Consider the following 12,561-nt stretch of genomic DNA (forward strand, 5'->3'; position numbering starts at 1 on the left):
CGGTTCGGGAGCGGCGTTTTGAGGGAACACGAATCACCAGTCCCATCGATCGAGCGTGCCGCCGTTCCTGGAAATTATCTGGACGCTCTCAAGGCATATCCGTTTACCGCAGGCCCATCCGCCAATAGGAACAGCCTATCGAAAAAAGCCGCCGCGGCAAAATGTGAGGCAGGAGGCAGACGAGTGGAAATAAAGATCTTGTGTGAGTGGTCCTTCGGGGGTGTTCAACGGCCTGGCGTTGTAGTAGATCCTGGCCTTCTCACGCTAAGCAGCCCGCCCTCTTCTTCGGCTCCTCCAGCGTCAGGAAAAATCGGGCGGCTTCTGGGGACGCTCGTCTCTACCGGCTGTTTCCACGGCCTTCTGGCGAGGGCCGCGCGCCATTGTGCTCGCTGCATCTTCGTCGTGAATGCGGCTGGCGAAGACGATCCCGAGCAGCCCGAAAACGATCGAGGCGGCGAAGGCCATATGGAAGGCGGACAGCGCGATCTGCTGGTTGGCCAGCGTCACCGCGCCGGAAGAGAGTGCACCCCCTGCCGTCTGGGTCAGGATCGTGGCCAACAGCGCAACGCCGACGGAACCGGCGGCCTGGCGGTTGGTGTTGAAGAGCGAGGAGGCGCGGCCGGTTTCAGCGGAGCTGATCGTGGCGAACGTCGCCGCCTGGGAGGAGACGATGGCGAAGCTGAACGATATGCCGCGCAGGAACATGATGGCCCGGATCCACCACAGACTCGTCTGCAGGTCGACCAGAAGGAACAAAGCGCTCGTGATCGAAACGCCTGCCAGTGCGGTCATCAACATGCGCCGTGGACCGACGCGCGGATAAAGCCGGCTGGAGACCTGCGTCATCAGCAGCACGCCCAAAGCCTGCGGCGCCGTCGTCAAGCCGGACTCCAATGGAGAGATCCCGCGCAGCTCCTGTAAAAATAGCGGCAGCAGAAAAATCACGCCGATGAGCAAGCTGTACGCCATGAACATGGTCACGTTGGCGTTGCGGAACATGCGGTCGGCAAAGAGACGCAGGTGCAGGAGCGGGTTCTGATGGCGCATTTCGATCCAGACCATCAAAACGAGCAGCACGATCCCCGCCACACCGCTGATGAGAACCAGCGGCGATGTCCAGCCATCTTCAGGACCCCGGGAGAGGGCCAGGAGCACCAGAGCCAATCCACTTCCGGAGCAGATAAAGCCCCACAGGTCAAACTTGCCCGCCTTCGGTTCTTTGTGTTCGTGCAGAAAGAACCAGGTGAAGACAAAAGCGGCCATCGCAACCGGCAAATTCACATAAAAGATCCAGCGCCAGCTTGCGTTGTCCACCAGCCAGCCCCCCAGCAGAGGGCCGGTCGCAGGTGCCAGCGCCACGGGGATCGTGATCACGGCGGAAGCCTTGGCGCGCTCCGACTGGCCGAAGGCGCGGAAGAGCATCGTGGTCCCGACCGGCGTCATCATGCCGCCCCCGATTCCCTGGACGAGGCGAAAAGCGATGAGCGAGCTGCTGCTCCAGGCAAGGCCGCACAGGCCCGACCCAGCGGCGAACATGGCGAGCGCAAACATGAACGTCTTTTTCGTCCCGAAGCGATCGCCGATCCAGCCCGAGGCCGGGATCCAGATGGCCAGGCTGACCAGGTAGCCGGTGACTACCCATTCCAACGTCCCGACGTTCGCCCCAAAGTGTTGGCTCAAGGTCGGCAGCGCCACGTTGACGATGGTCGAATCCATGATGTCCATGAACAGCCCGGAGACAAAGGCGGTCGCGACCAACCACTTGTAAGGGATTTTCTTCAGATCCATGGCTGCAGCAGCGTCAGCTCCTGTGGGATTGGAACGTTGCCCATACGGCTACGTTCCTCGATGGCCAGCATCGAAAAATATTTTGCATACATTTAAGTCTAACAGCTTAAAGCGAAGCAGAACCCTGCATCTCCGCTCGATCCGCCAACCCCGGACGAATCCGGCTCGATCTCTGTGACGTCTGTCTTGCAATGTACCGATGGGCTCCTGCGCCCGGCCAACCAGCGGAAACCGTTGTTCGGTCTACTTGCCTGGCAATGAAGCAACGAAGTCGGCCACCAGATTGAGATTCGCCTTTTCTTTACGCCAGGGCTTATCTCCCCACTGTATGTGCAGCGGATCGACCAGGGCGACGATCAGCATGTCGAGGTCACGCACGATAGCGATCTGCTGCCCGCCGTGCCCCCAGGCGAGATTGTAGCGGTAGTCTCCGGCTTTGATCGACCACCACAGGTAGCCGTAACCGTTGTCACCCCAATTTTTCCCCACACGGATTTTCCAGGTCTTCTTCGAGTAGGCCTGCAGGGATTCGTCCACCCAGGCGGCCGGGACGATTTGCTCCCCGTTGTATTTTCCATCGTTGAGGTACATCAGGCCGAACTTGGCCATGTCGGTGGAAGATAGATCGAGATCCGAAAAGCCCAGGTAGTTGCCGTCCCAATCCCGCTGCCAGAACCCCGGCTCGATTCCGAGCGGATCGAAGAGATGCTCCTGGGCAAAAGATTTAAGGTCGGTCTCGCAGGCGCGGGCCACGATGATGCCAAGAATGTGGGGGCTCAGGTTGCTGTATTCAGAGTCGGAACCCGGATCGCGAACGAGGGGGACATGGACGAGGGTGTCGGTATGAAAGCCGGTCACGAGCAGATCGAACAATTCCGGGGTCGATTCTTCCCAGGGAAAGCCGGCCCGCATCTGCAGCAGCTGCCGGATGGTGATCTCGTTCTTGCGTGGATCGGTAATCTGACTCTTCAATTCCGGGAAGAAATCCATCATCTTCTGGTCGACGCTCTCGATGCACCCTTCTTCGATGGCGATGCCCACCAGCGCCGAGGTGATACCGGGATGTCGGCGCGTAGTCCACGGCGTCGAGTTCGGCACGGCTCGGCCCGCATCCGACGAGGACGGAAAGGATGACGACCATGCTTGTAATCGTGAGCAGCAAATACCTGCGCGGGTGAGAAAATACCATCGCAACTCCTCCTGAGGTTTATTGAAGTGTACCATTTCCCCTGTACATGACTGCTGCCGGTTTCGAGTCTTCGGAGATCCGGCATTACAGGCCATCGATCGCCCGCCCGGTTTGAATGGGCCGGTTTCCGGTTTCCCTTTAGGGCTCAACCGTCGATAGACGAGCTCAGCCGGTCGGGGGGAAAAGACTCAAGTCGTCCGCAATGCCCGCCGCCGAAGGTCAACTCCACATTCCCTGTGTTTTCGATACAGGAGCGCGATGTAGGTGCAATCGAAGAACAATATCGCGAGGAAGAGGAAGTTCAGCAGCGGAGACGATGGATCGAAAATGTGAAAGAGGATGGATGCCAGCAGCGTCCCCAACATCTTGAAAACCGCAACATACATCGATTGGCCCTTCACGTCTGCTCGTCGAAACAACATCACGTTGAACAGGATCGACATCATCAGATTCTGCCCGAAGGCTGCATACTTCCCTTCCCAGTCCTGGAATTCAAGCGTTACGGACAACACGGCGCCAAAGGCCGCAGCGATCCCGATGACGAAGGCCGGGTAGAACCATTTCCCCAGGAAGCCGCCAAAGGCTGCCGGTCCGAATCGAAGCGCTTGATAAAGAATGATCAGATCGAAGACGAACCAGGTGATGTTGATGTAGATTTGCGGGCTGCTCTGCGGCAGGATGAAGGCGAAGATAAACTCCCAGGACAGATTTGCGGCCAGCGCAGGCAGGGGCATGCCAAAGGTTCGATCCTTAAACCCCCGATTGATGATCAAGATGTAGGTCAACGTCCACAGGATTCCCGATCCGATTTGGATGAGCCCCGCCAGTTCAGTTGAAATCGGCACTCCTCACTGTCTCCTCGATGTCTGCCGCTCGACGGCATTGAGCCGTCGGAAGCCAATCGTCCAGCCTGACTGGACTGGATCCCGGTATTCTTTCATAGTACTACCCACCTTCATTTCCGCTCGACTCTCCGACCCCGGGTCAGCCCGGCCGAATCTCGGACGTGGCAATCTCGAGCGAAGTCGAAGGACGAGTGACTCATCGGACAGCTTTTGGTAATTACATGAAAACCAAGCCGATAATATTGACGAGGAAATGCACCAGCATCGGCAGATAGAGAGATTGGCTGCGTTCATAGAGATAATTCATCAACAAACCAAAAACAAATGCACCGGCCACCCAGCAGGCCATCGCCACCCAGGGCAGATCGGGCCACAGGAAAAACAAGTGCGTCGCATGCCTGATTCCGAAAAATATCGATGAGACGATCGCAGCAAATGTAAAGCCCCTCGTCTTTCGAAGCACACCCTGAAGATATCCCCGGTAATACAATTCCTCGCCTACCGGCGCCCAGATGATGACGAAGAAGGCGTAGAGCATCTGCGCGCTGTCCGGCGTGACGCTGAACTTAACGGCGACGGCGTCTATCATATCGACGATGGCAGCGTTTAGGGAATAAAACGGATCGCCGCCCACCCCAAACCGGTCCAGTCCCCATTGGTAGAGCCAGGTAAACACGACTTTATCGAAGAACACGCCGAGAACGAGTATGGCTATGAATATCTTCCAGTATTTCCGCATTGCGTCGCGAAAGGATCCAAACCTGTACGTCTTCAACACAATGGGAATGGCAATGGCCATAGCGGCGTAAACGATAAAGTAGGGAGACCATGGAGCAATTCGACTTTCGAGCAGGACGATGATCGTCAGAATAATGCTGGTCCACACCACACCGCGTTCCGTTAGCAACCAATTTCTAATCTTCATAATTCCCTCCCACTTCTGCCCACCCCGCCGCAATCAACAAGGAAGCTGCGTGGTGAATTCCTTCTTGTCCTCGGCGCATAGCTGCCGGACGATGTTCCGGCCCGACGTCGCCACGATCTGCAGGCCTCCCCCCGGTTCGACCCACTGCCCGGTCATGTAAAAATCTTTCAAACCGGGCAAAGTGCTGCGCATCCCGATGAGCTTCATCGGTAGAGTCTCCTTCGTCAGCAGCCAACCGCAAATCGATCCGCGCCAGTTGCCGGTGAAACGCTCGTAGCTCAACGGGGTGGCGACGTCGATGAGCTCGATCTCACTCTGGATGCCCGGATAGATTTCCTCCAGGAGATCGATGAGCATGTCCGCTTCCTGGATTTGTTCGTGATCGTAGATGGTCCTTCCGTAAATACGCTGCCAGTAATCATAGGCGGTGTCCAGCGTCATCACGATGGCCGACCTGCCTTCCGGCGCCATGGAAGGATCGAAGCCGTAGTGCCTGATCCCGACGCTGCGATGCTCCTGGCCGGCGATGTCCCTGGGCCGATCGAGCAGAAAATTCACCAGATGGGGCTCGGCGGAAAGGTCACGTTTCACGCCGATCGACACCTGCAGCTGCGTGGAGATCGGCAGGTGACCGTCGTAGAGTCTTCTCAACCTGCGGCCGGCGTATTTTCCGCGCAGCATGTTGAAAACCGTCGCGCGTCCGTCACAGGCGGAGATGACGCGCCGGGCGCGATGTTCGTCGTTGTTGTAGAGCCGCACACCGACGGCCCGGTCGTCCTCCACCAGGATACGCTCCACCTGTGCCCGGTAATGGATTTCACCCCCAAGTTCGAGGTAACGCTTCTCGATGGCGCGGGCGAATTCGAGCGAACCCCCTTCGGGAAAACCGGCGTTCTCGTCGTTCGCACAGGCCAGGAAGGACATCCCGATCATCACCGGAATGCTGCGCCAGGCGAACATCAACGGCACCGCACGCCGCAGGAACGGATCCTTGAAGCGCCGGGCGAAGTCCTCCGCGGAGATCAGGCCCCACTTCGCCAACAGACCGGTATAGGGCAGCATGTCCGCCCCGAGCCTGGCCCAGTCGGCCGGACTCATCAACGCTTTGGGTTTCTGCTGCAGGCGGGTCAGATCGAAACTCGAGAAGGCGCGGATGCCGCTGCAGAGCTGCCGGATCGGCCTGCGATCGGCGGGCGACAATTCGAGCAGATGATCCTGCAGTCGATCGGGATCGCTGTACACCACGAGACGCTGCCCGTTCATCGCTCGAATCTGCATGAATTCTTCATGGTTGAAAATTTTCCGGTTTTGAACGGCGCCCAGTTCAAGCCAGAAGTCGTTGTAGGGTTTCCCGGTTCCCGACCCGAAGAGGTAATAGATGCAGCCGTCGAACGTGTATCCCTTTCGCTGCCAGGAGGTGCACAACCCACCCGGCAGGTGATGCATTTCGAATATCCTGGTCTTGTAGCCGTTCATCTGCGCATAGCAGCCGGCGGCCATCCCGGCGATGCCTGCGCCGATGATGATGATGTCGTTGGACGTTTTCGTCATGCGGGATTCATCTCGTCGATGGCTTTTGAACGGCGAACTTCGCCCTTCCTAAAAAAAGTTCCGGCTTCTCTCGATAGCTTCCACGACTCCAGCGCGTGGGGTTTCCCGGCCTTTTATTGTAACGATCTTCTCCAGATTTTGGGAATATGGTCGCGATTCATGCTGCTTCACACGTGCTGCAGCGAACGACTATGAGATACCGATGCTTTTGGAATTCTTCCAGCAAACGGCTAGCCGGCCAATCCCTTCTCGACGAGTTCACGCAGCTCTGCGCTGTACAGGGCGTGTCCTTCCTGCCGCCACCATTCTTTCACGACGTCGCTTCTGAAAAGCTGGCGGACGCTCTGGGCGTAGGTTTCGACGGATGGATCGTCGATCAAACCGTCCTTGTGGTAGCCGATGGCCAGATCGAAGTTGCTCATCACCCGCATCACCAGGATTTGGAAACGAAAGCGCTCTGCCGGACTCAACTCTGCGGGCTGCTCTTTCGCTTTGAAATAGATCTGGATGAGGTCGGGCATCTCGATGAAGAACCGGCCCATTTCGTTCAAATCGCGGACGATGTCGCGGGCGACGGTCCGGCGCATGGCGCGCGTATTTTGACGGATCTGGTAACCCAGGTACAGCACCGAAGCGACGACGCCGACTGCGGATACGACGTCGAAGATAAAGGAATATTCCTGTAAAGACATGAAGCATCCTCCCCATGCGAAAGAGATCGGGCCGCGACGGATCTAAAAGACCGGCATTGATTGAAGCAGTGCGATGGAACGCATTCCATCCCGGAAACACCATTGGCATCGTTCTCGTGAATTTTCATCGGCCGCTCGTCCGCTTTGCGCGGCCCGTTCCAGGTGTTCTTCCAGTGCTCCAACGAATGGTTGGCAGCTGGCTGCCTGCAACATTACTTCTCTTTCCGCTATCATTCTCAAATACGCTACGACTTTACCCCTACACACATAATATGAGGGCTTGCCCCTATCAAACTGGCTTCTTCTTCAATCTTGCCAATGATCTCGAGTAAAAACTTTCGATTGTCTTCAATACGCCAGTTCTTTTCAAAATCTTTCATCAGATAGCTGATCCCTTCAACTGCAAACAAACCGGCAATCTCGAATCCCGAATCGGAGACTTCTGCCCTCAATTCGTCCGGATGGTGAAAAAAAGTATCCATGAAATACGCAGGGTTATTGGTCGGGTTATGATGCCGCCCGGTTTCCAAATCACCCCGCATAATCTCCCGAAATACCGGATCAAGAAAGTATCCGGAGAACAATCCATCCGTTGTAGAAGCAAACCGGGATATTCCAGCTGCGAACAAATACCCGCCGCTTTTCAATACCCGATACGCTTCCGACAAACAACGTTTGCGATCGACCACCTCGACCAAATGGTAAAGCGGACCAAGCAGCAAAACGGCGTCCGCAATTTCATCATCGAATTCTAGCTGGCGTGCGTCCCCAACTTTGCAGCTCGCAAGTGGTGCTTTGGGTTGATGATCCGAAGCCGTTCGTGCTTGTTGGATATGCAAGGGCACGGGGTCTATCAAATGTACTTCATGGCCTTCTTTGGCCAGCCAGCACGAATATCGTCCGGCAGCGCCGCCAACGTCAAGGATTACCGATGGTGTTCTTTTCAGATAACGGCGGACGATATTTTGGGTTCGGAGGAACTCTATTTGCCCCCAATTATTCGATAGACGCCCTTGCTCATCAAACTCGTTGTAATATTCTACAATCTTATCTTCGTCTCCTGATCGCTTCACAGATTTATCCTCAATTCGAATGCAGCCGCCCAACGGCTTGCGGTTCAGGCGCATGGCCGATGATGTCAAACCAGGCTCCTAGTATACAATCATCGAAGACTACTGGCGCCTTGACCTCAAGCTGAAAAGCAGGTTGGCTGCAAGCGCGGGCCGGACGTTGACATGGAACCCAATCTGCATCGTGAAGCGCGGGGATTCCCATCGGAAAAGGCGCATAGAGAGATATCCAAAGACCATCGTGTAGCCGATCAGCAGCAGCAGCGGCTGCAGCGCAAGAGCGGTTCCCTGCATGGCGTTTTGCATAACCGCCACGCACGCGCCTGCCGGAATCCAATTGCGGATATCGAGCAGGACGTTCGACATGAGTGGACGCGGGATCCATAGTCCGCCGAAGAACAACAGCGCAATGAACAGAATCCCCCCAATCGCTTTAGGGCGTGAATACTGAGTCATATTTTATCCGCTGAAGCCGAAGATCATTTTCCCATGAAGCGAAGCTCGATACAGTATAAAATCAAAATGGAACGACGATCAGGTGGACGCCGTCGTCGACTCGATCCCGGCATCATCCCTGTCGATCAACACCTTCAGGTTCTTGGCGATTCCATCCGGCCACTGATCCATTCCCAGGTAAAGGCTTTTCTCTTTCAACCCTTTGGGATAATCGTCGAACGAAGCGCCTGCCAGCAGGATATCCGTCTCCGCTTCGCTGAATTCGATCCGCCTTCCCGTGTTGTTTTTTTGATCTACGTTCAAAGGACAATACTTCTGGCATTGGATGCAGTCGTACAGCGTGTGATGCGCGCTCACGGGGAGCCAGTCGGGAAACGGGCCGCTGGATTCGTTCAAATAGGACAGGCATCGTTCGTTGTCGATAAGAAACGCATCCGCCTGGATCGCGCCGGTCGGGCAGACGCGCATGCAGGCCCGGCATGTTTCGCAGCGGGTCGAGACCTGAACGGGAGATAAACTGGACACGGCCGGCGGCAAATCCGAGTAGAATGCGATGTAGGAAAAATTGCTGCCGAATTCCGGGATATAGGTGATGTTGTTGCGCCCGTAGACGGCCAATCCGCTTTGAACGGCCAGGCGTTTCAAGGGCAGGCTTTCCACTTCCAGGAAGCTGAATTTCCCCTTCGATAATTCGCGCTTCAGCGTATTCCTCGTGCGCTCGAAATCGGAACGCACGAGCGAAACGCAGTGATAGCGTTTCTGATGGTGTTGAAACGTGACCTCGGAATAGAACGGATGCGGGACGGCAACGAGCAGAATCGACTCGATGCTGAAATCCGCTTCCGGAGGCGTAAAACAATACAGGTCGTCGACGATCCATCTTTGGAAATCGTTGATTCGAGAGCTGGATACAAAGTTCCGTATTTCTGTTTCGAGCGTTTCCAACACGGACGCAGCGATTACCTGATACCGCTCGCCGTTCTGAAAATGGATATCCACGATGGTCTCCGATGATCCTGGCCGCTGCAGTTTAAGTCCGCCCTATTCTACCGGAATTCCCGCGCTCCTTGCAGCGGACAGGCCGTTGGATTCTGCGAATCGAAACACACCTGCTGCTCGCCTTAGTCTGTGGTGTGGATCTCCGGCTGGCGATGATGCTTATTCGATGAAGATCCTTTTGCTCAGGCTTTCCCCGCCAAGCTGATCTCTAGCGCCGCTTGATTCGGGAATGCCGCTCCAACCGCCTGCAGAGATCTTCCCGCGTTATCGGTTTGGCATGGCCCCCGACGTACAGTGAATACGCCTCACTTTCCAATGCTTCCAGCATGGACATAGAGATTTTAGGCTCGGACGTTTGCAGGTGAAGCGGCGGTGGATAATAACAATCGCCAAGAAACATCACTCCTGCCTCAGGTACCTTGACCACGATCGAATCTTCGGCGTGTCGGCCACCAACGTGCTCCAATTCCAGGCGAACGCGCCCGCATTGGAGGGACAGCGAGCGCTCGAAGACGGTTTCGGGAACCACGATGTGGAACGCTTTCCAATCCCGAACAGCACGCTCGAGCGCCGTATAGCTCGCCCGGAGCTTGGGATTGGATTCGATCTGCTGCCGAAGATAGGCTGCGCTCCACGGTTTTTTGGCCGCTTCGGTGAGAATGGATTTGCATTTCGCGTGCGCCACGACGGGAACCTGGAACTCGCAGGCACCATAAGTGTGATCCCAATGATGATGGGTATAGATGATACGGCTCAGCAGGGGAAACCCGTGTTGACTCAACGCGCGTTTTATCCTTCGCGCCAGCCCCGGACCGTTTCCGGCGTCCACCAGGACGGTCTCGGTTCCACAATGAATGACCCCCACGGAACTCTGGACGGCGGTGTAGCTGGGATTGTGCGGCCAAAGCCAGACCTGCCCGGTCAGTTGGGTGAGTTTTTGCTGCATGGTGTGCCCTTTGAAAATCTCGTCGACCCTTGTCTGACAGCGTGCGCCTGACGGCTTTTAATCGGGAAGGGCTCGCGTTTTACGAGACGGCAACCTCCGCTCAATCCCGATATTACACCCAACCCAGTCAAATCCTGTAAAATCCCGAGGTAGGTTAACCTGAGCCGTATCGAAGCACTCGTTCGAATGGAGAGGCGCCGAAAAAGCAACTGCCAGACCCAATGACTAGCCATACGAATCAGAAAATAAACGAGCCAGGCCTGGATAAAGGAAGAGTGGTACGAGGTCGAAGTGTCCCTTAGATGGTTTATCTGCACGGTACTGCCGCTGACCGGTACGAAATATCGAATTTACCGATTCACATGGATCGGAAAGCGACCGATCGAGGCGAATCCACGTGTAGGGATGAAAAACTATATCCGTCCAACATTCCGATCCAACTTCATCCCAATCGGTGACACCTGTTAGTTTTCACAATGATATTTATCATAAGCATCTTGAAATTTCAGACTTCTTCGCCTTTCCACTTACAAATTATTCAACACGGATGAGGTTTTTCCCCCCTACACCTTGTTGATCTTTTTTGGTTTAGCAATCTAACGGCTTGTGTTCGCGGCGCCGATTTGCGACCTCCACTGCACGCTTTGTTGGGTGTATTAAACTTGTTTCATATGATTGGGGTTATCGTTGTTGGGTGATAACCCTTAATAGCTCTTCATTAATCAGGTCGCTGTTTTTATCAACGAGGCCAAAGTCCATTTCCTTGTAGGACCAATAGGCATATCCGATTCTATTCTCATTGAGGATGTCAATAAAATCTCGGTTCCAGTTGATGCGGGTTTGCATGGGGGCTCGGTTAATAACACCAAATTCACCACAGTAGAGTATTTCATCTGTTTGTTGCATGAACTGTTGTGCAGGTTGCAACATATCTTCAAGGAGTTGTTTGTCCAACCGACGGCCAAAGGATTGCTGATATCTCGGCATTTGAATGGGGTGTTGTGCTTCCAAGAATTGAGCCAATCCAGGAGCTTCTCCTGGATAGTTCACCGTTTTATTGAACTGTTCCATCTCAATCACCCAGGGAGCCTTTTGGTGGGTGACCACCAATGGTTCATAGAAATGGAAAGTGTGCAGTAAATATGGATCGGGATTTAGTTGAATATTGGTTAATTCAGTAATCGCGTTGTAGTTATTTCCTCCAACAATGATCAAGCGATGAGGATCTTCCTCTCGGATATGATTGACGGTTTGTTGTGCCAATGTATTCCAGGGAGAGCTTTCTGGCAGCACGATCTCATTCAGCAGTTCGAACGCCAGAAAATCCTCGGCTTGATTAATATACCGGCGAGTGATAGCCCCCCATAAGTTAACGAAACGTTGTTGCATGGAGGGCTCTGTAAACAAGGTATTGACTGCTGTCATTTCAGCTTCGAGGGTGTTTGTAAAGCTATACCCGGGAGCTTTGTGTATATCAAAAACCACCCGTAACCCATTATCCTGGCACCATGCTAAACAATGATCAAGATATGCAAATCCAGATTCGTGATATACGGCAGGGGTGGAATCGTCTTCTAAAATTGGATAATCTATTGGTAGACGAATATGATCAAATCCCCAGTCCGCGATCTGGTGAATATCATCTTCAGTAATGAAAGTATCAAAATGGTGACGATCGAATTCTTTATACTGAGAAATCCATCCTCCTAAATTGACACCGATTTTTAATGATTCTTTATTCACAACATACTCCTTTTTATATGTCTTCCAGAGATATGCCCAAGGCTTTGAGCTATTTCAGATCCTGGCGTTATTTCAGAGAACAGCCTGCCCTCATCTCCGATGATACACCAATACTAGGCAAATCCGGCTGAATCTTGGAGGCGCACTTCCTGAGCGAAGACGAAGGGCTCCAGCAAATGGTTAGGCGTCGCTTATCATATCGTCACGGATCTCCTGCAGTCTTCGCAGCACTGCAATGATGTGCCCACTCTCAAGCTCACTCACAAAGTGGCGCTCTACGAACCTGTCCGCGCGTGAATGTGCAGTTAGAATTTTTCGCAAAGTTCGAAGATCCGCATCTTTTAACATACCTGGTTT

At 54.3% G+C, this 12,561-nt stretch carries 11 protein-coding genes; all 11 read right to left on the reverse strand.

Annotation, left to right across the window (positions count from 1 at the left end):
* Positions 1 to 300: 300 nt before the first annotated feature.
* The 11 genes from P8Z34_13180 to P8Z34_13230 all read right to left on the reverse strand — a co-directional run bounded on the left by P8Z34_13180 (position 301) and on the right by P8Z34_13230 (position 12,204).
* Complete coding sequence (locus P8Z34_13180; GenBank protein MEJ2551628.1) at positions 301 to 1,788, reverse strand: DHA2 family efflux MFS transporter permease subunit; 1,488 nt, start codon at positions 1,786 to 1,788, stop codon at positions 301 to 303.
* Positions 1,789 to 2,031: 243 nt separating this feature from the next.
* Entirely contained in the window at positions 2,032 to 2,886 is an 855-nt protein-coding gene (locus P8Z34_13185; protein MEJ2551629.1) for a serine hydrolase, read from the reverse strand.
* Between the two features lie 279 nt (positions 2,887 to 3,165).
* The gene (locus P8Z34_13190; protein MEJ2551630.1) at positions 3,166 to 3,822 is read right to left on the reverse strand and encodes a hypothetical protein; all 657 of its coding nucleotides are present in this window, start codon (positions 3,820 to 3,822) and stop codon (positions 3,166 to 3,168) included.
* A gap of 217 nt (positions 3,823 to 4,039) precedes the next feature.
* Entirely contained in the window at positions 4,040 to 4,747 is a 708-nt protein-coding gene (locus P8Z34_13195; GenBank protein ID MEJ2551631.1) for a type II CAAX endopeptidase family protein, read from the reverse strand.
* Between the two features lie 33 nt (positions 4,748 to 4,780).
* A complete protein-coding gene (locus tag P8Z34_13200; GenBank protein MEJ2551632.1) occupies positions 4,781 to 6,298 on the reverse strand; it encodes an NAD(P)/FAD-dependent oxidoreductase in 1,518 nt (505 codons plus the stop codon).
* 230 nt (positions 6,299 to 6,528) lie between these two features.
* Entirely contained in the window at positions 6,529 to 6,990 is a 462-nt protein-coding gene (locus P8Z34_13205; protein ID MEJ2551633.1) for a hypothetical protein, read from the reverse strand.
* Positions 6,991 to 7,235: 245 nt separating this feature from the next.
* Positions 7,236 to 8,132 (reverse strand): methyltransferase domain-containing protein, encoded by an 897-nt coding sequence (locus P8Z34_13210; GenBank protein ID MEJ2551634.1) that lies wholly within the window; start codon positions 8,130 to 8,132, stop codon positions 7,236 to 7,238.
* 30 nt (positions 8,133 to 8,162) lie between these two features.
* Positions 8,163 to 8,516, reverse strand: coding sequence for a hypothetical protein (locus tag P8Z34_13215; GenBank protein MEJ2551635.1), 354 nt, complete (start codon positions 8,514 to 8,516; stop codon positions 8,163 to 8,165).
* Positions 8,517 to 8,594: 78 nt separating this feature from the next.
* A complete protein-coding gene (locus tag P8Z34_13220; GenBank protein ID MEJ2551636.1) occupies positions 8,595 to 9,515 on the reverse strand; it encodes a 4Fe-4S double cluster binding domain-containing protein in 921 nt (306 codons plus the stop codon).
* A 208-nt stretch (positions 9,516 to 9,723) separates the two neighbouring features.
* Complete coding sequence (locus P8Z34_13225; protein ID MEJ2551637.1) at positions 9,724 to 10,461, reverse strand: MBL fold metallo-hydrolase; 738 nt, start codon at positions 10,459 to 10,461, stop codon at positions 9,724 to 9,726.
* A gap of 681 nt (positions 10,462 to 11,142) precedes the next feature.
* The gene (locus P8Z34_13230) at positions 11,143 to 12,204 is read right to left on the reverse strand and encodes a cellulase family glycosylhydrolase (GenBank protein MEJ2551638.1); all 1,062 of its coding nucleotides are present in this window, start codon (positions 12,202 to 12,204) and stop codon (positions 11,143 to 11,145) included.
* Between the last annotated feature and the right edge of the window lie 357 nt (positions 12,205 to 12,561).

Source organism: Anaerolineales bacterium, from assembly GCA_037382465.1.
Taxonomy (GTDB): domain Bacteria; phylum Chloroflexota; class Anaerolineae; order Anaerolineales; family E44-bin32; genus WVZH01.